Annotated in this window: 20 protein-coding genes; 12 read left to right on the top strand and 8 right to left on the bottom strand. The window is 64.9% G+C overall.

Annotated elements, in window-relative coordinates; all coding sequences use genetic code 11:
* Window positions 1-98: 98 nt before the first annotated feature.
* Together ABEA50_RS08210 and ABEA50_RS08205 are read right to left on the bottom strand one after the other, a co-directional pair.
* Window positions 99-431 carry a hypothetical protein gene (locus tag ABEA50_RS08210; protein ID WP_345494454.1) on the bottom strand — a complete coding sequence of 111 codons (333 nt, stop codon included), beginning with the start codon at window positions 429-431 and terminating at the stop codon, window positions 99-101.
* Window positions 431-1,651: a Rieske 2Fe-2S domain-containing protein gene (locus ABEA50_RS08205; RefSeq protein WP_345494453.1), complete on the bottom strand. Its 1,221-nt coding sequence runs from the start codon at window positions 1,649-1,651 to the stop codon at window positions 431-433. Before ABEA50_RS08205 ends, ABEA50_RS08210 begins: the two co-directional genes overlap by 1 nt.
* A 201-nt stretch (window positions 1,652-1,852) precedes the next feature.
* On the opposite strand from ABEA50_RS08205, the gene hsaA reads away from it, so the two are divergent.
* The 8 genes from hsaA to ABEA50_RS08165 all read left to right on the top strand — a co-directional run bounded on the left by hsaA (window position 1,853) and on the right by ABEA50_RS08165 (window position 11,287).
* Window positions 1,853-3,019, top strand: a complete 1,167-nt coding sequence (gene hsaA, locus ABEA50_RS08200; protein WP_345494452.1) for a 3-hydroxy-9,10-secoandrosta-1,3,5(10)-triene-9,17-dione monooxygenase oxygenase subunit — start codon at window positions 1,853-1,855, stop codon at window positions 3,017-3,019.
* Between the two features lie 9 nt (window positions 3,020-3,028).
* The gene (hsaD, locus tag ABEA50_RS08195) at window positions 3,029-3,907 is read left to right on the top strand and encodes a 4,5:9,10-diseco-3-hydroxy-5,9,17-trioxoandrosta-1(10),2-diene-4-oate hydrolase (RefSeq protein ID WP_345494451.1); all 879 of its coding nucleotides are present in this window, start codon (window positions 3,029-3,031) and stop codon (window positions 3,905-3,907) included.
* A 141-nt stretch (window positions 3,908-4,048) separates the two neighbouring features.
* The gene (gene hsaC / locus ABEA50_RS08190; protein ID WP_345494450.1) at window positions 4,049-4,951 is read left to right on the top strand and encodes an iron-dependent extradiol dioxygenase HsaC; all 903 of its coding nucleotides are present in this window, start codon (window positions 4,049-4,051) and stop codon (window positions 4,949-4,951) included.
* A 347-nt stretch (window positions 4,952-5,298) separates the two neighbouring features.
* Complete coding sequence (hsaB, locus tag ABEA50_RS08185) at window positions 5,299-5,874, top strand: 3-hydroxy-9,10-secoandrosta-1,3,5(10)-triene-9,17-dione monooxygenase reductase subunit (protein WP_345494723.1); 576 nt, start codon at window positions 5,299-5,301, stop codon at window positions 5,872-5,874.
* A 474-nt stretch (window positions 5,875-6,348) separates the two neighbouring features.
* On the top strand, window positions 6,349-8,208 hold the full coding sequence (locus ABEA50_RS08180) for a vWA domain-containing protein (RefSeq protein ID WP_345494449.1): 1,860 nt from the start codon (window positions 6,349-6,351) through the stop codon (window positions 8,206-8,208).
* Between the two features lie 332 nt (window positions 8,209-8,540).
* On the top strand, window positions 8,541-9,035 hold the full coding sequence (locus ABEA50_RS08175; protein WP_345494447.1) for a GNAT family N-acetyltransferase: 495 nt from the start codon (window positions 8,541-8,543) through the stop codon (window positions 9,033-9,035).
* A 33-nt stretch (window positions 9,036-9,068) separates the two neighbouring features.
* Window positions 9,069-10,028: an ADP-ribosylglycohydrolase family protein gene (locus ABEA50_RS08170; protein WP_345494445.1), complete on the top strand. Its 960-nt coding sequence runs from the start codon at window positions 9,069-9,071 to the stop codon at window positions 10,026-10,028.
* A 311-nt stretch (window positions 10,029-10,339) separates the two neighbouring features.
* Complete coding sequence (locus ABEA50_RS08165; RefSeq protein ID WP_345494444.1) at window positions 10,340-11,287, top strand: AraC family transcriptional regulator; 948 nt, start codon at window positions 10,340-10,342, stop codon at window positions 11,285-11,287.
* A 229-nt stretch (window positions 11,288-11,516) separates the two neighbouring features.
* Here the strand turns inward: ABEA50_RS08165 and ABEA50_RS08160 are convergent, their stop codons facing one another.
* Complete coding sequence (locus ABEA50_RS08160) at window positions 11,517-11,699, bottom strand: hypothetical protein (protein ID WP_345494443.1); 183 nt, start codon at window positions 11,697-11,699, stop codon at window positions 11,517-11,519.
* 481 nt (window positions 11,700-12,180) lie between these two features.
* Window positions 12,181-12,657, bottom strand: a complete 477-nt coding sequence (locus ABEA50_RS08155; RefSeq protein ID WP_345494442.1) for a DNA-directed RNA polymerase subunit beta — start codon at window positions 12,655-12,657, stop codon at window positions 12,181-12,183.
* Between the two features lie 242 nt (window positions 12,658-12,899).
* Between ABEA50_RS08155 and ABEA50_RS08150 the strand changes: the two genes are divergently transcribed.
* Window positions 12,900-13,787: a helix-turn-helix domain-containing protein gene (locus tag ABEA50_RS08150; protein ID WP_345494441.1), complete on the top strand. Its 888-nt coding sequence runs from the start codon at window positions 12,900-12,902 to the stop codon at window positions 13,785-13,787.
* Window positions 13,777-13,980, top strand: a complete 204-nt coding sequence (locus ABEA50_RS08145; RefSeq protein WP_345494440.1) for a DUF397 domain-containing protein — start codon at window positions 13,777-13,779, stop codon at window positions 13,978-13,980. Before ABEA50_RS08150 ends, ABEA50_RS08145 begins: the two co-directional genes overlap by 11 nt.
* A gap of 102 nt (window positions 13,981-14,082) precedes the next feature.
* Here ABEA50_RS08145 and ABEA50_RS08140 read toward each other — a convergent pair whose 3' ends face one another.
* Entirely contained in the window at window positions 14,083-15,693 is a 1,611-nt protein-coding gene (locus ABEA50_RS08140) for an FAD-binding protein (protein ID WP_345494439.1), read from the bottom strand.
* Window positions 15,694-15,806: 113 nt separating this feature from the next.
* Here ABEA50_RS08140 and kstD point away from each other — a divergent pair, with 113 nt between their 5' ends.
* Window positions 15,807-17,522 (top strand): 3-oxosteroid 1-dehydrogenase, encoded by a 1,716-nt coding sequence (gene kstD / locus ABEA50_RS08135; protein ID WP_345494438.1) that lies wholly within the window; start codon window positions 15,807-15,809, stop codon window positions 17,520-17,522.
* A complete protein-coding gene (locus tag ABEA50_RS08130; protein ID WP_345494437.1) occupies window positions 17,522-18,385 on the top strand; it encodes a MaoC family dehydratase in 864 nt (287 codons plus the stop codon). The genes kstD and ABEA50_RS08130 overlap by 1 nt, the downstream gene beginning before the upstream one ends.
* A 69-nt stretch (window positions 18,386-18,454) precedes the next feature.
* Here ABEA50_RS08130 and ABEA50_RS08125 read toward each other — a convergent pair whose 3' ends face one another.
* The 3 genes from ABEA50_RS08125 to ABEA50_RS08115 are packed head-to-tail and all read right to left on the bottom strand — an operon-like array spanning window position 18,455 to window position 21,137.
* Window positions 18,455-18,907 (bottom strand): hypothetical protein, encoded by a 453-nt coding sequence (locus tag ABEA50_RS08125; protein ID WP_345494436.1) that lies wholly within the window; start codon window positions 18,905-18,907, stop codon window positions 18,455-18,457.
* Window positions 18,904-20,178: a DUF58 domain-containing protein gene (locus tag ABEA50_RS08120; RefSeq protein ID WP_345494435.1), complete on the bottom strand. Its 1,275-nt coding sequence runs from the start codon at window positions 20,176-20,178 to the stop codon at window positions 18,904-18,906. Before ABEA50_RS08120 ends, ABEA50_RS08125 begins: the two co-directional genes overlap by 4 nt.
* Window positions 20,175-21,137, bottom strand: coding sequence for an AAA family ATPase (locus tag ABEA50_RS08115; protein WP_345494434.1), 963 nt, complete (start codon window positions 21,135-21,137; stop codon window positions 20,175-20,177). Before ABEA50_RS08115 ends, ABEA50_RS08120 begins: the two co-directional genes overlap by 4 nt.
* Window positions 21,138-21,156 lie beyond the last annotated feature (19 nt).

Here is a 21,156-nt window from a genome sequence, read left to right as displayed (position 1 = left end):
CGATCCTGGGTGGACCGGAATCCGGCACAGCGGTTTGTTTCGCACAACGTAGCGGCAATTATGTGTGTCGGCGGTTTACACGACACGACACCGGTGCATTATTCGGGGACCTCGACCACGCCTTCGTCGACCGCCCATTTGATGGTGCGCTCCAGCTTCGGGCAGGTATCGGGTCGGCCGGGGCCCTTCCCGTTCGCGCTCAACTCGGCGAAGAACGGGCAATGGTCAGCGGGCTTGTCGGCCCACTGCACCGAGGTTTGGTGCGCGCTGCTCTTACGCACGTGGACCTGGGCCTGGCAGGCCTGACACCGCAAGGGTGTCAGGCCCTGATCCAGGTACCTGGTCTTGTCGACCACGGTTTGGGCGCGCACCTGCGCCCGCCGCTCGGGCTGGTCGGCGAAGTCGGGTGCTTTCGCCCAGGACGCGGTCATCAGACCCCGGCCTCCGTGGTTTGCTGGGACGCCGCTTCCGCTTCGTCGGCTTCGCGCTTGCGCCGCAAGTTCTCGGCGACCTCGGCTTCCCACGCCTCGTTGGCCTTGGTGGTGTCCACCTCGAACTCGAAACGCTGGGTCATCTTGTCGGTCACGTCGTCCAGGTCGACGTAGAACTGGTCATACCAGCGACGCAGCTGGTAGACCGGACCGTCCTCCTCGCACAGCAGCGGATTCTCGACCTTGGACTTGTGCTTCCAGATCTCCACATCCTGCAGGAAGCCCTCGCCGAAGAATTTCGCCATGGTCTCGGCGATCTTCTGCGCCACGTCGTCATCGATGCCCTCGGGCTTTTCGACCGTCAGGCCCCACTGCAACATGAACGAGTCCTGCGTGATCGGGTAGTGGCAATTGATCAGCACCACTTTGATCTCATACCCGCCATAGGAGTTGACCAGCGGGTTGATCATGTACGAGGGTCCGAAGTAGGACGCCTCGGACTTCAACAACGTGTCGCCGCCGTACTTGGCCGCCGCGCCGACGTCGGGACGACCCTTGGTCTCCAGGAACTGGGTGGCGACGTGACCTTCGAAGACATTCTTGAAGTACGTCGGGAAGGCGAAGTGGATATAGAAGAAGTGCGCCATGTCCACGACGTTGTCGATGATCTCGCGGCAGTTGGCTCCTTCGATCCGCAACGAATCCCAGGTCCAGTTGGTCCACCCGCTGCCGCGCTCTTCGCTCGGATTACCGTCGGCGTCGGTGTAGGGACCCTCGATGTGCGGGATCGTCACCTCGGGCGGTGGCTGGGTCCCTTGGTGGTCCTGCCAGACGAACAGCTGACCGTTGCGCTCGAGCGTGGTCCATTTCCTGGTACGCGCCAACGGCGGAACGCGGCGTCCGTAGGGGATCGCGGTGCACTTGCCGTTCGCGCCCCAGCGCCAGTCGTGGAACGGGCAGGCGATGTCGTCGCCCTTGACCTCGCCCATGGTGAGATCACCGCCCATATGCCTGCAGTAGGCATCGAGCACGTGCAACTCGCCTGCGCTGTCGGCCCAGATGACCAACTTCGTGCCGAACGCTTCGACCGAGTGCGGCTTGCCGTCACGAAACGACTCCGCCAGCCCAAGGCAGTGCCATCCGCGCGCATAGCGGGTCGGGGCGGACCCGACATCCAGCTCCCGGATCTTCGCGCCGCTGCCCTGTGGGGTAACTGCCATCGCGATTCCTCCTCCATCTGTACTAGAACACGTTACAAAAATGTCGTGTTCAACGCCAGCTATTCCCGTCACTTCCTGCACATGTGCATGTCCGGCCACACATCAGTACCGGTTCTCGACAGAAATAAGAACGTGTTCTAGTCTCAGAAGCAAATAGCCATCGCGGTTATTCCCACCGACCAGGCAGGAGCAGGTCCCGAGATGACGCAAGAAGTGACCGAACGGGTCGAGGCGCTGTTGCCGACGCTGCGTGAACGCGCGCAAGAAGCCGAGGATCTGCGGCGCATCCCCGACGAATCCATCAAGGCGTTGCAAGAGACCGGCTTCTTCCGGCTACTCCAGCCCACACAGTGGGGTGGACACGCGGCCGACCCGGTCGTCTTCTACGACACCGTCCGCAAGATCGCCAGCGCGTGCGGATCCACCGGGTGGGTCGCCGGAATCATCGGCGTGCACAACTGGCATCTGGCGTTGTTCCCGCAGCAAGCCCAGGACGAGGTCTGGGGCGAGGACACCGACGTGCGGATCTCCTCCTCCTACGCGCCGATGGGCGCCGGCGTCGTCACCGACGACGGCGGCTACACCGTCAACGGGTCGTGGGCATGGTCTTCGGGCAGCGATCACGCCGACTGGGTCTTCGTCGGCGGACCGGTGATCAAGGACGGCAAGCCGGTCGACTTCGGCAGCTTCCTCATCCCACGCACCGACTACCACGTCGACGACGTGTGGAATGTGGTCGGACTGCGCGGCACCGGCTCGAATACGGTGGTGGTGAAGGACGCCTACGTGCCGAGGCACCGCTTCCTTTCCTACCGTTCGATGAACGAACTCACCGCGGGCGGGCTCGAGAACAACACCGACCCGGTGTACAAGATGCCTTGGGGCACAATCCATCCCACTACCATCTCGGCACCGATCGTCGGCATGGCATACGGCGCATACGACGCGCACGTCGAGCATCAGGGCAAGCGCCTGCGCGCGGCCTACGCCGGTGAGAAAGCCAAGGACGACCCGTTCGCCAAAGTGCGCATCGCCGAGGCGGCCAGCGATATCGACGCGGCCTGGCGTCAACTGTCGGGCAATGTCGCCGACGAATACGCATTACTGTTGGCGGGCAAGGAGATTCCGTTCGACCTGCGCGTGGCCGCTCGCCGCGATCAGGTGCGCGCCACCGGACGCTCCATCGCCGCCATCGACAAGCTGTTCGAGAGCTCGGGGGCCACCGCGCTCGCCAACGGCACACCGCTGCAACGGTTCTGGCGTGACGCACACGCCGGCCGGGTACACGCTGCCAACGACCCCGAGCGCGCGTACCAGATGTACGGCACGCACGCGTTCGGTCTGCCCGTCACCGACGGCATGGTGTAGGAGTTCCCCGTGACCGCAACCACCGAACTCACCGCGGAGTCCACCTCGAAGTACGCCCAGGTGCGGCCCGACCTACGACTGCACTACCACGAAGCGGGCGTCGGCAACGGGCCGACGATCGTGCTGCTGCACGGCGGCGGCCCCGGCGCGTCCTCGTGGTCGAACTTCTCCCGCAATATCGCGGTGCTCGCCGAACACTTCCATGTGCTCGCCGTGGACCAGCCGGGATACGGGCGCTCGGACAAGCCCACCGAGCACCCGCAATACTTCGTGCACAGTGCCTCGGCCCTGCACGACCTGCTCGACCATCTCGAGATCACCGAACGCGTACACCTGCTGGGCAATTCGCTCGGCGGTGGTGCCGCTGTGCGCTTCGCGCTGGACTACCCCGACCGGGCGGGCAAGCTCGTGCTGATGGGTCCCGGCGGGTTGAGCACCAACCTGTTCGCCCCCGACCCCACCGAGGGCGTCAAGCTGCTCGGCAAGTTCAGCTACCAACCCACCAGGGAAAACCTGGAGGCGTTCCTGCGCATCATGGTCTTCGACCAGAAGCTGATCACCGACGAATTGATCGATGAACGCTTCGCCGCGGCGAGCACACCCGAGTCGCTGGCTGCCGCGCGGGCGATGGGAAAGTCGTTCGCCAGCGCGGACTTCGAGAAGGGCATGCTCTGGCGCGACGCCTACAAGCTGCGCCAGCCGGTGCTGTTGATCTGGGGTCGCGAGGACAGGGTCAACCCGCTCGACGGCGCGCTCATCGCCACCAAGGTGATCCCGCGCGTCCAACTGCACGTGTTCGGCGGATGCGGGCACTGGGCGCAGCTGGAGAAGTTCACTGAATTCAACCGGCTGACCATTGATTTCCTCGCTGGGATCAAGGAGGGGTGATGAGAAATAATCGCGCAGCGCTCATCACACCGACGGGGTGCGGGAACACCCGCGAAACACAGGAGGGGTGATGAGACACAATCGCGCAGCGCTCATCACACCGACGGGGTGCGGGAACACCCGCAAGACACAGGAGGCGTGATGGGTATTCGATCACTGGCGTATCTGCGCATTGAGGCCACCGACATGGCGGCCTGGCGTGAGTACGGCCTCAAAGTGCTCGGCATGGTCGAGGGCAAGGGCACCGATCCCGAGTCGCTGTATCTGCGCATGGACGAGTTCCCTGCCCGTCTTGTCATCGTGCCCGGCGAAGCCGACCGCTTGCAGGTCTCCGGCTGGGAAACCGCGAATGCCGAAGAGCTCCAAGACGTTCGCGACCGTCTCGATAACGCCGGGGTGCCCTACAAAGAGGGCAGCGCCCAGGAGTTGGCCGACCGCAGAGTCTACGAGCTGATCAGATTCGAGGATCCCTCCGGCAATACGCTCGAGGCGTTTCACGGTGCGGCACTGGAACATCGGCGTGTCGTGAGCCCGTACGGCCACCGCTTCGTCACCGGCGAACAGGGTCTCGGCCACGTCGTGCTCAGCACCAAGGACGACAAAGCCGCGCTCGAGTTCTACCGCGACGTGCTCGGCTACCGGCTCCGCGACTCCATGCGTTTGCCACCACAGATGGTCGGCCGTCCCGCCGACGGTGAACCGGCGTGGCTGCGCTTCTTCGGCTGCAACCCGCGTCATCACTCGTTGGCATTCCTGCCCATGCCGACACCGAGCGGCATCGTGCACCTGATGATCGAGGTCGAGAACTCCGACGATGTCGGCCTCGGCCTCGACCGCGCGCTGCGCAAGAAGGTCAAGATGTCGGCGACGCTCGGTCGGCACGTCAACGACAAGATGCTCTCGTTCTACATGAAGACCCCCGGCGGATTCGATGTCGAATTCGGTTGCGAAGGTTTGGAAGTCGACGATCACGAGTGGATCGCCAGGGAATCCACCGCGGTGAGCCTGTGGGGTCACGACTTCACGATCGGCCAACATGGCTAGCGCCTTCGGCGTATTGCCCGGCCCGAGTGACCGTGGTTTGGCGGAATCGACTTTGGTCGCCTCGGGATGAACGAGAAGGCGAGGCTAGCGCCTTCGGCGTATTGCCTGGCCCGAGTGACCATGGTTTGGCGGAATCGACTTTGGTTGCCTCGGGATGAACGAGCGGGCGGGGCTAGCGCCTTCGGCGTATTGCCTGGCAGGGCCAACGCCTTCGGCGTATTGCCTGGCAGGGCCAACGCCTTCGGCGTATTGCCTGGCCCGAGTGAACGTGGTTTGTAGGATTCCACTTTGGTTTCCTTTGGGATGACCTTGGGTTCCTTGGGGATTAGTGAGAGGAGAGTGAGATGATGACCGTGGATGGGGAGCCGGAGATTGATCCGAGGGCGTTCCGGAATGTGTTGGGACAGTTCACCACCGGCATTACGGTGATCACCACCTTCACCACCGAGCACACGCCGATCGGGTTCGCGTGCCAGTCGTTCGCCGCCCTCTCCCTCGATCCGCCGCTCGTGCTGTTCTGCCCCACCAAGCAGTCACGGTCCTGGGCGGCGATCGAGGAATCCGGGCGCTTCTGTGTGCACGTGCTCGCCGAGGAGCAGCGAGAGCTGTGCGCCCGCTTCGGCTCTCGTGAACCCGACAAGTTCGCCGACGCCGCGTGGCACACCTCCGACCTGGACCTCCCCGTCCTCGACGGCGCGCTGGCCACCATCGAATGCCTGGTCGACCGCGTCGTCGACGGCGGCGACCACTACATCGCCATCGGCCGAGTCCAAACCCTCGCGGAATCTCCCACCGCCGACCGCCCCCTCCTGTTCTACCGGGGCCAATACACCGCCATCGAACCCGCCAAAACCACCCCGGCCCCCTGGCGCGCCGACCTCGACCATTTCCTCACCACCACGACCTTGGATACCTGGCTGTAGCGGCGTTCACCGCCCGTACAGTTCGTCGAGTCCAACCAGCTCCACCTCTCCTCGCTCCTGCGCTCGCTCCAGATCAGCGGTGAACCCCACGCCCGAGAAACAAAGCAGGCGGGTCATGGCCGTGTCGAATTTTGTTGCGAGCCGCAAGGTCTTAGAACACGTCCGACGGCTTCTGTATGCCACTCCTGAGAGAACTACAGTTATGAGAACTGTACTTCTCTCAGATAACACCAGGTAGGTCCCCAATTTTTCGGCATCAACCGTGAGCGGTTAGTCGAGCGGGCGGGCGTCCCCGCTGTGGGGTCAAAACACGTGTTGCCACAGCGGCCGATTGGGATATGGTCGGAACCGCTCGGTCCGAAAGGCCGAGATGCATGTGTGGAGCTGGGCATTGATCCGGGGCGCGTGCCGGGCAAGAACGTAGCGACACAAACGGGGCGAGGGACAATGTCGGTATTCAGCAAACTCTGTGCCGTGTTCGCGGCAGGTCTCATCACCCTGACCGCGGCCGCGCAGTACGCGCAGGCGCAGACCGACGGGCCGCAGTATGCCCCGACCATGCTCGTGCTGGATGCTTCGGGATCGATGCAGCGGCCGGACGCGGCGGGGACCATGATGGATGCCGCCAAAGACGCGGTGCACAGCTTCGTCGATTCGGCGCCCGCCGAGTCGAAGGTCGGGCTGACCACCTACGGCACCGGAACCGGCAATACCGACGCCGAAATGCAGGCGGGCTGCCGGGATGTGCGGGTGCTGCACCAGCCGGACACGCTGGACAAGGGCGCGTTGAACGGTGCCGTCGACGGCATCGAGGCGCGAGGGTGGACGCCGATGGGGCCCGCGCTGCGGCAGGCCGCCGAGACGCTGCCTTCGTCGGGTCCGCGCTCGATCGTGCTGGTCTCCGACGGTGAGGACACCTGCGCGCCACCCGACGCCTGCGCTGTCGCACAGGAATTGAAGCAGAAGGGCATCGACCTCGTCGTGCATGCGATCGGGTTCGCGGTGGACGCCCCCGCGCGCGCCCAACTGACCTGCATGGCCCAAAGCACCGGCGGCACATACACCGACGCGGCGGACGGCCCCGCCTTGAAACGGATTCTGCCGAGGGTCAGTGCGGCCGCATTGCGCAATTACCAATCGGCGGGCACGCCGATCACCGGCACCGCGAGCTACGACAAGGCGCCCGTCGCGACTCCCGGCCAGTACCTGGACGCCCTCGGCCAGCACACACCCAAGTACTGGGCCGTCGATGTGCCCGAGGGCGCCACCGCGTATTTCAGTGGCACCGTGTCGTTTCCGCGACTGGCGGGCATCCCCTCGGTCGATGACAACAATGTCGTCCAGCTACGGGTTTTCGGCAGTGACGGCCAGGACTGTCATGCCTCGGACTTCGAACAGAAAACCAGTTCCAGCGATGGAGTCGCGCTGACGGTCGCGAAAACATGGGATGGGGCAACCAAGCAGCGCACCGGCGGACGTGGTGACACGTGCAAGGGCGGCGGCCGCTATTACTTCACCTTGAACTGGGAAACCGTGTCCGCGGGCGTGCCCGAGCAACTGCCGCTGGAACTGCTCGTCGGCATCGAACCCGCCGCCACCGACGCCGGACCCGTTGCGGCACTTCCCAAGACCGAGTTCACCGAACCCACGGGCGAAACGACACCGGTCACCGGTGGCGGGTCGTTCAATTCGGCCGCCACGCTCGCGGAGAGCGGAAGTTACGCCGACGCCGTGCGGCCGGGCGAGTTCGTCTTCTACCGGGTTCGGTTGGACTGGGGTCGCGGCCTGGCCTACCGGGTGCACTTCGCCCCGAACGGCAGCAAGGGCTCGGACTCGGTCTCCAACCTCACCACCACCCTGTACAGCCCGATTCGCGAACGCATCAATTCCGACTCCGGCGTCTACACCGGTAGCGATACCGCGCTGCCGGTGACCAATTCCACGGGCACCGTGCCGATCCGCTATCACAACCGCGACGCCGCCCCGACCGAGACTCGCAAACAGGCGGTGGCCGGGTGGTACTACATCGCCGTGAAGGTCGGCTCCACCTTCACGGAGAAGGGTGACCAGTCGGCGGTGCCCGTGCGCTTGGATCTCACAGTCGACGGCACCAAGGAAAACGGCCCGACGTATGCGACCAGCAACGACGGTGTCTTCGGCGAGAACGCCAAGCCCAAGACACCCGAGTCGGCCACGAGCGCACACGAGGACCCCACCGTCGCCGGTGAGCACTCATCGAACAGCTGGATCCTGTTCACCGCGACCGGAATCGGCGTCCTCGCGCTCGTCGGCATCGTTGTGCTCGTGCTCATCGCCCGCAAACGCCGTGGGTGATACAGCTGGCACAGCTCTGGATACGGCGATCGGACATGGATTCCACCGCTGCACTGAACTTCGAGACCGTCTCCAGAACAGAGACTTTCGCAGTCGAGCAGGATCGGCTATACGCAAGTCACCGACCACCACCAGAATGACGCAAGTCGCTCGCTGCGGTCGAGCGTTCGACCGAAACCTCACTTTCGACTCCGTGTTCGGTTGTGCCGCGCTAGCTTTCCAACAGAAACGACGTGGCCTCGTGTTACCCCCGGTGCTGGAATCGCCCGGCCCCGTGTGACCCCGTGCGCCTACTCTGCGCTAGCCAAGGACGCCGAGTAAGGTAGTCGCGCGTGGATTCCAATACGGCGTTGAGTTTCGAGGTTGCCGCCGGAGCAGAGACTTTCGTGGTCGAGCGGGCTCGGCGTGCTGATGTGCCCGCGATCGTCGACATGTTGCGTGATGATGTGCTCGGGACTGGGCGTGAATCTACTGATCTCGCAACCTATTTTGCCGCGTTCGAGGCGATCGAGCGGTCCGAGGAGCAGCTGCTCGCGCTCGTGCGTGACGCGGGGGGTCAAGCGGTTGCCACCATGCAATTGACCCTTATCCCCGGTCTGTCCAGGGAGGGGGCGACCCGGTTGCAGATCGAGGGGGTGCGTGTCGCCGCCGCGGCTCGTAGTGCGGGACTCGGCGGTGCGATGCTGCGGTGGGCGGCCGATTACGGTCGCTATCACGGTGCCCGCATCGCTCAACTCACCACCGACAAGCGGCGCACCGACGCACATCGGTTCTATGAACGACTCGGCTATGTGGCGAGTCATGAGGGAATGAAGATCGAGCTGTAGTCGCGGCAACGCGCGTCGAATATCCTTGACGCGATGCGTATCGACTTGATGCTCGATTCTTTGGACGGGCTGTCCGTGGGGGACGCGTTGGGGAACGAATTCCCCGTGATGCGGCGCTCACTGGCGGAGCTCCGGGCGGGCGAGCTGTCCTACGGGCCGTGGAAGTGGACCGATGACACCGAGATGGCGTGCTCGGTGGTCGCCGAGCTGCTGGAACACGGGGAAATAGGCCAGGATCGGTTGGCAGGCGCCTTCGCGCGGCGGATGGATCCCGGCCGGGATTACGGGTTCCACGCGGTGGGCACGATGAGTCGGATTCGAGACGGTGCGCCGTGGCGGGAAGCCGCGGGGGCCGCCTATGGCAACGAGGGTTCCTGCGGGAACGGTGGCGCGATGCGGGTCGCGCCGCTGGGCGCCTACTACGCAGACGACCCGAAAAGGATTGTCGCCGAGGCGGTGAAGTCCGCACAGGTGACGCACATGCATCGCGAAGGAGTTGTCGGCGCCGTCGCGGTCGCGTTGGCCGCAGGGCGCGCAGCTCACGCACGACTGTCCGAAACGCGACTCACCCCAAGCGAATTCATCACAAGCATCCTCGGCCAACTCAATGACAGCGAGACGGGTCGTGCGATCCAACGCGCCCAAGCACTGCTGGGCGCTTCCCCCGCCGATGCCGCACACGAACTGGGCAACGGCTCGCGTGTCACCGCGCAGGACACGGTGCCGTTCACGATCTGGGTCGCCGCGACGCACCTGAACGACTACCGCACCGCGATCACCACATGCATTGCCGCAGACGGCGATATCGACACCACCAGTGCCATCGTCGGTGGAATCATCGCCGCCAACACCGCCGGCGCCGACTCGATGACCGGCATACCGCGGGACTGGCTCTCGGCCCGAGAACCCTTGCCCGCCTGGTACGAACGCGCCCGCGCACAGCACGTTGCACGCCCGAGCCGGTTGCGCAGGTTGTTCACCGGCCGAAAGTGACATTGGCTCGACACCCAGGCGGATGCTGCGTCACGACCGTGGGGCTGTGATCGGCCTCGGCCATGCGAGCAGTCGCGCCCTCGTCATCCCGAACCAGCAGCGGTGCCAGGGGTGAACGCGGCATATACCCGCTCCCGAGATACGTCCTGCGTGCCGCCGCGTCGGTGTCGAGCGATCGCCCGCACGGCACATCACCCATTCGTCGTACACGTCGAAGCGGCATACAGTGCCCGTCGTACCCCTACGTTGCCGTGCGATCGAACCGATCGCCGAGGCACCACCTCGACGGCGCAGGTCAGGCGGCAGCGCGCATGATCGGATCGGACCGCAACGATCGGGCGGGCAAGGCGGGTGTTCCAGCAGAGTCGACGGCGAAGGGAGGCCATATGATCTCGGCGCTCAACCGGCTGGTCGATCTTGTCGAAGAGCAACTCCGCGAGGAATTCGACATTGAAGAATTGGCACGGACGCTCGGCACGACCGAGTATCACCTGCGCAGGATGTTTTCCTCGCTGGCCGGAATGCCGCTGTCGGAGTATGTGCGACGGCGGCGCATGACCGTTGCCGCCGCGGAGGTCGTCCGCGGCGAGAGCGATCTGTTGAGTATCGCGGTCGGGTACGGGTACGGCTCGACCGAGGCGTTCGGACGCGCGTTCCGTGCCGTCCATGGCGCGAGTCCCGGTGACGTGCGCCGCGACGGTGGCCCCCTTCGCACACAACCGCAGCTCAGGTTCCGCCTGACCATCGAAGGGAGCACGCCCATGGACACCCGCATCATCGAGCACCCCGCGTTCCGACTCCTCGGACACGCGGCGCGCGTTCCGCTCATCCACCGCGGTATCAATCCGCATATCCAGCAACACATCGGCGCATTGCCCGAGCAGGAGCACGCGCGACTGAGGGCGCTCAGCGACACCGAACCCGCTGGCCTGCTCCAGGTTTGCGACGACATAGATCCCGACGGCACCGAAGGCAGCGAACTCACCTACCTGCACGGCGTCGCCGTCACGAACGGCACACAGACCCCCGTCGACCTCGACACCATCGAGGTCGACGCGGGCACATGGGCGGTGTTCCGTACGGAGGGTCCGCACCCCGAGGTCTTGCAGACCACCTGGGCAGCCACCGCGACCGACTGGTTGCCGTCCAACCCGTGGCGGTTGCGGCGCGGCCCTTCGATCGTCGCGGTGCTGGAGCGCGCGGACGATTTCAGTACCGCGACGTGTGAGTTGTGGTTGCCCGTCGAACCGGCGCGATGAGCACACCCGCCCCGTTCCTCGGTCGGGGCGCAGCCACCGCCCTGCGGACACGCTGAGAACTCGGGCAGCAACGGATCGATTGGGCCCAGAGCTCTTTCGGGACAAGACGTTACGTCAGATCATCGACCACGAGTCGACTAACACGCGACACAGCGGATCACAGCCACAGGGGGGTGGGGTCTTCGCCGACCGTAGGAAAGCATCGTCTAAGCGGTGCTTGAGGTCGGTGTCACCAACTGCCAGTGCGGGCACGTTGCACGGCGTCGATGCGGGATTGGAGTTGGCGCATCAGCTCGTCGGCAGAGTCGGGGAGTTGGTGTGCGCTCGTCGCGACGCGTCCGACCAACCCCGCGTGCATACGCACGACCTGTGCCTGTCGCGGGCCGTGGAAGCCGTGAATCTCTATGCGCACCTGGGGTTCCAGGAGACGCCGGTCAGGACTCCAGGTAAAGGCGCTCACACGGTAAACGCGGCAGGTCAGCAGCGCTTGCGGCACGGACGGTTACCGCTTCCGCGTGTGGACGGATGTGATGGTTGTGGAGGAATACGGTCGCGGCGGTTCGGCAGGCGACGAAATCGAAACGGGTGCCGTGGAGGAAAACGGTGAGGTGAACGTCAGGTTCGCCGGGACGTGGGGATGGTTGTGGACAGTTCGCCGAGACCATGATCGTTACCGGGCGGCGCCACGGTCATCGATGACACGGATGCCGTGCCAATGACAAGGGGTGCCATCGATACGGCGGTGTTCGACAATCATGTCCTCGACCAGCGGCACCCACATGGCACAACACGGTGCGGGGCAAGCTATTTCAGTGATCCGGTTGGTGCGAGGATCGAACTTCGCGGACCCGCAGTGCGACCAGAAGATCCACGGACCGCTGCCAGCGCCGTCGTCAGTCAAGAGCAGCCCTCCGATAGTGAACGCCACGACATCTGCGGATGGCATCGAGGACCGCGAGCCCGGACGGACGGTAGAAGCTGCGCGGCGGCTGAACCCAGCGTCGGAATTCGACGCACTGGTCGGTGGGTGAAGGCAGCGCGATGGTGGCGCCGGACCGGATGATGGAGACGTTGAGGCGGAACATCTCCCGGAACAGGCTGTCCTCCTCGGGCAGGTCAGGGCGAACCAGATACGTCCACCGCCGTGAACGCGGATGCGCGATGATCGGACCGAGTTCCGTTTCAGTGCTTTGCATTTCAACTTTGATTGCTTGCCCGAGCAATCCGGGTAACATGAGTGCCCATACGTGGGTGGCGGGCATGATGATGCGCCCGAGGTGGGGTGGATCGATCACGGCGGGCAGGTCGCACACACGCCGGTAGAAGTGACACCGACTCAAAGGTGTGTCACCAAAAGGTATGTGATCCATCAAGGTTGAGTCTCCGATCGTGGGACAGAGTGAGATTCTGTTCGGCATTCGACTACTCCCGGATGCCGATCGGAGATACAGAAAAGGCCCGGAATCGTTGATGGGCAAGCGATTCTGGGCGCTCCAGGGGAAGCGGTGCATAAGCCATGTGAGCGGCCCGGCCCATCTAGTGAATTTTCCCGAGCACGTTCAGCACGAAACCCGAGATAACGACAGGTCGAAACCCAGAGAAAGCGTCTGCGATGCCCGAAATCGAATCCACTGTCCCCCGAAGGCAGCTCGGTCGGTATCTGCGCGAGCTACGACAGGAGTCCGGTCTCACGATCTCCGAGGCCGCCGACTTGATCGAGCGCGGCTCGAGCACACTCCAACGACTGGAGAAGGGCACCGCCGACCGCGTCCGAGTCCTAGACGTCGAAGCACTGTGCCGCATCTACGACGCCGACGACACCACAACCGCGGCCCTCACCGGGCTGGCGCAGCAGGCGAAGGTGAAGTCGTGGTGGCATGAGTTCGGGGATTTGATCCCGGAGAACTTCGACGTGTACATGGGATTGGAGGCCGCCGCCCGGAGCTTCACGTCGTATCACGTCGAACTGGTTCCGGGACTGCTCCAGACTGCGGACTACGCACGTGCGCTCATCAAAATCGGATTCCCTGCGGAATCAGAGGTCGACCACGCTCGTCGCGTTCAAATGCGTACGCGGCGACAGACTCTGATCACTCGCCGAACACGACCAGCCATCATGAATGTTGTCCTGCAAGAGTCGATCTTGCATCGAGTGATCGGTGGTCGACGAGTCATGTCGACGCAGTTGCGCCACCTCGCGGACGTCAGTACGAGACCGAACATTGAACTTCGCGTACTACCGTTCACGGCAGGGATGCCTGGAGGCAGGCTCACCGGGCAGTTCATAATTCTCGACTTCGGGCACGGTGTTCGAGGCGGCACGCAGGAGCCACGAGTGGCGTATGTACCGAGCCATACCGGCGATATGTATTTGGAGAAGGAACATGACCTGCACCGGTATGATCAAGCACACGGGGCGATTCTGTCGGCCGCGCTAGACGCAGTAAGCAGCAGGGACCGGCTTCGTCAGGCAGCAAGGGAGTTCGACCGTGAATGTTGACCTATCAAAGGCGCAGTGGTTCAAGAGCACTCGGAGTGACGCCGCGAAGGAGTGCGTCGAAGTTGCGTTCCTCGATGAAGGTGTTGTCGGCGTGCGCGACTCCAAGAACCCCACCGGCCCCGCCCTGGTGTTCACACCGGAGGAGTGGACAACCTTCACCGCAAGCGTGACAGCCGGGCCGTTCACCGGCTGACATGGACCGGGTAGGCGACGAACGTGCGCTCCCACCATTGCGCACGTCCGCCGCCCACGCGTGCGGTGTACTCATCACGCCGGATCGACGGGCAGCTACGACTCACGCAACGGGTTCAGCTGAAACCCGGTCGATCGACGCGAACTTTCCCGCTCGACGGCCCGAGAAAACACAGTCTGCCAAGGAAAGGCCGCTGACGTACGAGTCCGAGCAGATGCCGAGTGCGGTGCGGCCTGCCGCGTAGAGGCCCGGAATAGCTGTTCCCGCAGTGGTTTTCACCGCGCCGGTGTCCTCATCGACAACGGCGCCGCCGAGGGTGAGCATGGGGCACGGGTTGATCAGGCTGGGTTTGATACCCACATCGAGTAGCCAAAATGGTCCGGCGCCAACGGTTCTGGTGAATTCGTCCGGTTTGCCGACCGGGTCGGGGGTGCCATCGGTGATGGCCGCGTTGTGCTCCTCGACCGTGGCGCGTAAGCCGTCGGGATCGATACCCGCTTTCGTGGCTGCCGCCTCCAGAGTTCGCCCACGGGAGGCGGTGCGGCGCATGGCCTCGAATTGCGCGCGCTGAAACCAGGCGGCTTGCTTGCCGATCTGGCCGATCGCGGTGCGCATGAGCTCCTCGTCGGCCAGTAGCCAACCCTTGCCGTCGTGCTGTTCGACCAGCGCTTGGCCGACGGCGGCGCCGTAGCGCGTCTCATCGATCACCCTGGCGCCCTTCGCATCTACCAGTAGCGCACCGGTGAAAGAGCTGGGCGGCAACAGGAATCGCCACGCGGAGACGCGGCCGAGCCGGTCGGTGTCCGCGCCGACCGATTGGGCGAGCCGGATTCCGCTGCCGTCATCAGCGCTGCTTCCGAGCGGCAGACCACCGTGGTATTTCGGCGCGTGTTCGGCCACCATGGCACGGTTGGCGATGAATCCGCCCGCGGTGAGGATCACCCCTCGGCGGGCGGTGACGCGGATGGTCTTGCCGTATGCGCGGTCGAGTCGCGCCAAAATCTTGTCCATTGCCTTGCGCAGCGGCGGGTAATAGATACCCGGCTTCGCCCCGATCGCGGCCAGCCTCCGATAGCGGGCGCGAACATGCCCCGGTGCGTCGCGCAGGGTGCGGCACTCGACGCCGGTGACGGTGCCGCTGTCATCGATGATCAGGCTTGTCGCGGTGGTCATGGTTTCCAACCGCACCCCGTTGCGCAGGGCCGACGCCGTGAGCGGGCCGGTCAGCTTCTTGCCGGAGGTACCCCTGCCCTTGACCCGATGGCCGCGTTGCGCGGCGGGGATGTCGCGGAACGCGCCGGAGATCTCACTGCCGGAGTAGTAGAGGTAGTAGTCGTCGTTCGGGTACGAGGTCTTGTAGGGACACAGCGACGCTTCGAAGGGGACGCCGTGGCCGCGCAGCCAATCGATCAACGCGGGACTCTCGTCGACGAAACGGCGCAGCGTTTCGGGTGCCACCACGTCGCCGACCTCGCGTTCGAGGTAGGCGAACATCGCTTCCGGCGAGTCGAGGACACCGGCTTCGTGCTGCACGCTGGTGCCACCGCCGGCGTAGATGATGCCGCCGGACAGCGCGGAGGCACCGCCGCCGTTGAACCGTTCGAGCGCGAGAACCTGCGCGCCCTCGGCCGCCGCTTCCAGGGCGGCGGACGCGCCCGCGGCACCGAATCCGACCACTACAACGTCGGCGACCAGGTCTCCGTCGAACCCCATGCACTCACTCCCTCACGAAACTGCAACGAGTTTCCCAGACCAAAGGAGGCTTATTCAAGTCTTCTGCCTCACAACATAGACCAAACGCCCACTCATTCTATAACGTGTTCTACATGATTGATCGGGAATACGATGTGGTGGTCGTCGGCAGCGGCGCGGGCGGGATGAGCGCTGCACTCACCGCAGCGCACCGGGGTCTGAGCGTGGTGATCGTCGAGAAGTCGCAGTACTACGGCGGCTCGACCGCACGCTCCGGCGGTGGCGTATGGATACCCACCAACGACGCGCTGCGCAATGCGGGCCCCGATGACCTGGAGTCGGCGCGCACCTACCTGCACAGCATCATCGGCGACATCGTCGACAAGCGGCGCATCGATACCTACATCGACCGAGGTCCCGAGGCGTTCAACTTCCTGCTGCGCAGCACCCCGCTGAAGATGCAGTGGGTCCCCGGTTACTCCGACTACTACCCCGAGGCCCCCGGCGGTCGCGCGCTCGGCCGCTCCGTCGAACCCAAACCGTTCAATACCAAGGTGCTCGGCGCCGAAGCCGCCAAGCTCGAACCCGACTTCGGCAAGGCACCACTCAACGTCGTGGTTACCCAGGCCGACTACAAGTGGCTCAACCTGCACCGGCGCACCGCACGTGGCTTCGTGCGTGTACTGAAGGTCGGCGCGCGCACCTTCAAGGCCAAGGCACTCGGCCAGCGCCTCGTCGGACGCGGCCAGGCGCTGGCCTCCGCGCTGCGCAAGGGCGTGCTGGACGCGAACATTCCGCTGCTGCTGAACACCCCGCTCGTCGAACTGCACAGCGACAACGGCGTGGTCACCGGCGTCACCGTCGAGCACGAAGGCGAGCAGGTGCTCGTGCGCGCCCGCCACGGCGTCGTGCTCGCGACCGGCGGCTTCGAACACAATGCCGAGATGCGCCACCAGTATCAGCGCGAACCGATCACCACCGAATGGACCACCGGCGCGGCCGGCAATACCGGCGACGGTATTCGGGCGGGCCAAAAGGTCGGTGGCGCGGTCGCTTTGATGGAAGACGCGTGGTGGGGCCCCTCGGTGCCCTTGACCGGTGGACCGTGGTTCTGCCTCGCCGAACGCAATCTGCCGGGCAGCCTGATCATCAACAACCGCGCGAAGCGATTCGGCAACGAATCCGCGCCCTATGTCGAGGCCGTGCACACGATGTACGGTGGCGAATTCGGCCAGGGCGAGGGCGAAGCCGAGAACATCCCGGCCTGGCTGATCTTCGACCAGCGCTACCGCAACCGCTACATCTTCGCGGGATTGCAGCCGGGACAACGCTTTCCGTCTCGGTGGATCGACAAGGGTGTCGTGACCTCCGCGCCGAGTATCACCGAACTGGCCGAGAAGATCGGTGTCGACGCCAAGTCGCTGGGCGAAACGGTGAGTCGATTCAACGACTTCGCGGCCACCGGCGTCGACGAGGAATACCGCCGTGGCGACAGCGCCTACGACAAGTACTACGGCGACCCGACCAACAAGCCGAACCCCTGCCTCGGCGCACTGGTGCAGGCGCCGTTCCACGCGGTGCAGATCGTGCCCGGCGACCTCGGCACCAAGGGCGGACTCGTCACCGATACCTCAGGGCGCGTGCTGCGCGAGGACGAGACGGTGATCGAGGGTCTCTACGCCTGCGGCAACAGCAGCGCACCGGTGATGGGCCACACCTACGCGGGCCCCGGCGCGACCATCGGTCCCGCGTTGACCTTCGGCTACCTCGCCGTGCTCGATATCGTCGAACGCAAAGCCGGTCGTGGCACCGCCGCCGCCGACCGGACAGCCGCCCTCGAGGAGAACTGATGCCGATCGACCCGAACATCGCCCTCGGGGCCGCACTGGCGAGCCGCGAATTCGCCTGGACCACTTCCGATGTGCAGCTTTATCACCTGGGGCTCGGCGCGGGCACCCGCTGGCAGGATCCGGCCGAGCTGCGCTACCTCGCCGACAATGATCCCCAGGTGCTGCCGACCTTCGCGGCGGTCGCGGCGACCGTGCACGAGACCGAAGCGCCGAAGGTCAGCTTCCCCGGCATCGAGATCGACCTGGCGAAGGTGGTGCACGGCCATCAGGAGGTGCGCGTCCACCGGCCCATCCCCGCCGACGGCAAAGCCACAAGTACCGGCAAGGTCGTGGAGATCTGGGACAAGGGTTCGGCCGCGGTTGTCGTGCAGGAGAACACGGTCACCGGCTCCGACGGCGCGGCGCTGTGGACCACGCGCTCCTCGATCTTCGCGCGCGGCGAAGGCGGGTTCGGCGGCGAACGCGGGCCGAGCAACAAGTCGGTATTGCCCGACCGCGCACCGGATTTCGACGTACACACCGCGACGTTGCCGCAGCAAGCCCTGCTCTATCGCATGTCCGGCGACCGTAACCCGTTGCATTCGGATCCCGAATTCGCCTCGGGTGCCGGATTTCCCGCGCCCATTCTGCACGGACTGTGCACCTACGGGATCGTGTGCAAAGCGGCGACCGACACCGTGCTCGATTCCGACGCGAGTAGGGTGACCGCATTCGGCGCGCGTTTCGCCGGAGTGCTCTATCCGGGCGAAACCATTCGCACGCGAATCTGGCGCGAGGACAACACCTTGGTGATCGCGGCCAGCGCGGTCGAACGTGACGACGCACCCGTACTCGACAACGTCACACTGGAATTCACTTCCTGAATCGTCCCCGAAATTCTCGACACGCCATTGTTTCTCGCCGATACGGCGCGAAACAATGGCGTTCGAGTATCAGAACTCGGTCGACCGTTTCGGTTGACGAACTCGCCGCACCGCGACGCCCTGAATTATCAGGGTGAACAGGAACACCACCAGGATCGGCGCGACGGCGGGCGCCCATTCCAGCCGGATCGGAATCAGTGCGGCCCCCGCCGCGACCACGGTGAAGGCGACAGCACCCACCACCGAGGGCACCGTGGTCGGCACGACACCGTAGGGCGCGGTGACCGTCGCCGCGTTCAACAGATAGGTGGTGGCCACCAAACCCGCTGCCGCCGCGGCGAGTACCCCCGACCCCGCGAAGGCGAACACACCGACGGCGAGCAAGACCGCGCACACCGCCACCGGCCGCCACCACAACCCCAGCGCCACCAGCACCAAGGCGGGCACACCGGCCAGCGGTTCGGTCAGCGTCACCGCGGTCACCAGCAGCAATCCGGACAGAATGGCGAGAAAACGAGTCATCGGCGCACCCGAACGGTACGGCGCTGCTGTGGAAGCGCGCGCATGATCTGATCCAGCCTGGTATCGGCCAACCAGGCCACGACATCCACCCCGACCGTACTCATATCGCGGTACATCGCCGAACGCTCCAGCTGCCACATCTTGGCCAATGTCGGGTTCAGCTCCTGCTGAAATGGCGTGCCGCGCAACACATCGACGACCACCACCACGTGCCCGCGCTTGCGCAGATCGATCATCGCCAACGCGAATTCGGTATCGAGCATGGTCGAGAACGCCACGATGATCGCGCCCAGCGGGACGGCCGCGTGCGGGGCGAGTGTGCCGGTGACCGGAAAGTGCTCGTCCCCGACGCCGAGCACGGTATCGACGATGCGATAGAACTGCCTGCGCCCGATGTCCGGGTGCAGCCACCTCGGTGTCTGGCCGAGGCACACGATCGCGGTGCGATCACCGGCTTGCAGCGTCGACTGCACGACCTGCGCCGCGCCGCGTACCGAGAGTTCGAGCGAATCGGCGGCCGGGCCCGGGGCCTGCATCGAAGTATCCACCAGCACAACGACATCCGCCGAGCGATTGGTGAGGCGTTCGGTGACATACAGCCGACCCCGTCGCGCGCTGACCGGCCAATTCACGGTACGCAACTGGTCGCCCGGCGCGTAAGCCCGAATATCGGCGTACTCGACGCCGGGGCCATGTCGCTTGGTCAGATGTACCCCGAGGCGCTCGGGAAGTTCGGTGCGCGGCAACCGCATTCGCTGCGGGTCGGTCACCGGATACACATACAACTGTCCCGCGGGCAGTACCACGTTCGCGACCGCCAACCCCGCGGGACTCAGTGCCGATACTCGCACCGAGACCGGGTAACGACCCCACCTATCCGCCGAAAGCGCCAGCCGCAAACCCGCGGGAGCCAGCCCGGAATCGCTGGCCTCCTCGATCTCGATCGCCAAGCCGTCCAACGGTTCCGGCTTCATTCGCAGCAGCGCGTGCCCCTGGTCGACGAAGGCCGCGACAGTCAGTACCACCTGCTCGGACTCGAAGCAGCGCAACGTCGCGTCGCCGTCGACCTGAATCTTGGAGCTGGACTGCTGCCAGCGCGCGGTCGCGAGCACCCCGAGCATGGGTGCCGCGAACACCACCAGTTGCCAGCGCCCCAGGGCCACCGCGAGCACCAACGCCACCGCCGCCGCGATCACCAGCATGTAGACCAATGGCGCTGGGCGCCATTGCAGCTCGGCCTCGACGGTGGAGCTGGCGTCCCTGTGCCTCATGTCACGGTGGCGCGCGGGACCGGAAGACGACGCAACAGTTCGGTGATCACGTCCTCGCCGCGAATACGCCGCACCCACATCTCCGGGCGCAACGTGATGCGATGCGCCATGGCCACCACGGCCAGCGCCTTCACGTCCTCCGGGATCACATAGTCGCGGCCGAGCAGCAGCGCACGCGCGCGCGACATCTGCACGAGATCCAATTCGGCACGCGGGCTCGCACCCACCTCTACCTGTGGATGCGCCCTGGTCGCCCCGGCCAGCGCCACCACATAATTCACCACATCCGGGTGCACCGTGACGTATTCGACCGACTGACGCATCTCCATCAGCCCGGTCGCGTCGACGACCTGGTTCACCTCGGCGACCTGGGTTCCGCGTTCGAGTCTGCGCCGGATCATCTGCGTCTCATCGTGTTCGGACAGGTACCCCAGCCGCAACTGGATGGCGAAACGATCGAGCTGTGCCTCCGGCAATGGGTAGGTGCCCTCGTACTCGATCGGATTGTCGGTGGCGAGCACCACGAAAGGCTGTGGCAGCGGGAAGGTTTCGCCGTCGATACTGACCTGGCCTTCGGCCATCGCCTCCAACAGTGCCGCCTGCGTCTTCGGCGGGGTCCGGTTGATCTCGTCGGCGAGCAGCACATTGGTGAACACCGGGCCGCGCCGGAAGTTGAACCGTCCGGTCGACATGTCGTAGATCGTCGAGCCGAGCAGGTCGGCGGGCAGCAGGTCGGGGGTGAACTGCACCCTGGTGAATTGCAGCCCGAGCGCACCCGCGAAAGATCTGGCGATCAAGGTTTTCCCGAGGCCGGGAAGGTCCTCGATCAGCACGTGTCCGCCGGCCAAGACGGCGATCATGATCAACTGCATTTCGTCCCGCTTGCCGACGATCACCCGGGAAAGCTCCCTGAGCACGGCCTCGCTGCGCTGGACGGTCAAGTCCATCGGCATCGTCATATGTGTACCCGCACTTGCC

The organism is Nocardia callitridis (assembly GCF_039543305.1).
Classification (GTDB): domain Bacteria; phylum Actinomycetota; class Actinomycetes; order Mycobacteriales; family Mycobacteriaceae; genus Nocardia; species Nocardia callitridis.
The sequence above is the reverse complement of the archived record's forward strand: the minus strand, read 5'-3'. Positions and strand labels throughout refer to the sequence as shown.

Bases quoted from the DNA above. Each gene is read 5' to 3' on its own strand.
- hsaC (WP_345494450.1), top strand. From the start codon at position 4,049: ATGGGTATTCGATCACTGGCGTATCTGCGCATTGAGGCCACCGACATG.
- ABEA50_RS08150 (WP_345494441.1), top strand. From the start codon at position 12,900: ATGCCCGAAATCGAATCCACTGTCCCCCGAAGGCAGCTCGGTCGGTAT.
- ABEA50_RS08205 (WP_345494453.1), bottom strand. From the start codon at position 1,651: ATGGCAGTTACCCCACAGGGCAGCGGCGCGAAGATCCGGGAGCTGGAT.
- ABEA50_RS08125 (WP_345494436.1), bottom strand. From the start codon at position 18,907: ATGACTCGTTTTCTCGCCATTCTGTCCGGATTGCTGCTGGTGACCGCG.
- ABEA50_RS08140 (WP_345494439.1), bottom strand. From the start codon at position 15,693: ATGGGGTTCGACGGAGACCTGGTCGCCGACGTTGTAGTGGTCGGATTC.
- hsaB (WP_345494723.1), top strand. From the start codon at position 5,299: ATGACCGTGGATGGGGAGCCGGAGATTGATCCGAGGGCGTTCCGGAAT.
- ABEA50_RS08210 (WP_345494454.1), bottom strand. From the start codon at position 431: ATGACCGCGTCCTGGGCGAAAGCACCCGACTTCGCCGACCAGCCCGAG.
- ABEA50_RS08170 (WP_345494445.1), top strand. From the start codon at position 9,069: ATGCGTATCGACTTGATGCTCGATTCTTTGGACGGGCTGTCCGTGGGG.
- ABEA50_RS08115 (WP_345494434.1), bottom strand. From the start codon at position 21,137: ATGACGATGCCGATGGACTTGACCGTCCAGCGCAGCGAGGCCGTGCTC.
- hsaA (WP_345494452.1), top strand. From the start codon at position 1,853: ATGACGCAAGAAGTGACCGAACGGGTCGAGGCGCTGTTGCCGACGCTG.
- ABEA50_RS08120 (WP_345494435.1), bottom strand. From the start codon at position 20,178: ATGAGGCACAGGGACGCCAGCTCCACCGTCGAGGCCGAGCTGCAATGG.
- ABEA50_RS08165 (WP_345494444.1), top strand. From the start codon at position 10,340: ATGATCGGATCGGACCGCAACGATCGGGCGGGCAAGGCGGGTGTTCCA.
- ABEA50_RS08155 (WP_345494442.1), bottom strand. From the start codon at position 12,657: ATGGATCACATACCTTTTGGTGACACACCTTTGAGTCGGTGTCACTTC.
- kstD (WP_345494438.1), top strand. From the start codon at position 15,807: ATGATTGATCGGGAATACGATGTGGTGGTCGTCGGCAGCGGCGCGGGC.
- ABEA50_RS08130 (WP_345494437.1), top strand. From the start codon at position 17,522: ATGCCGATCGACCCGAACATCGCCCTCGGGGCCGCACTGGCGAGCCGC.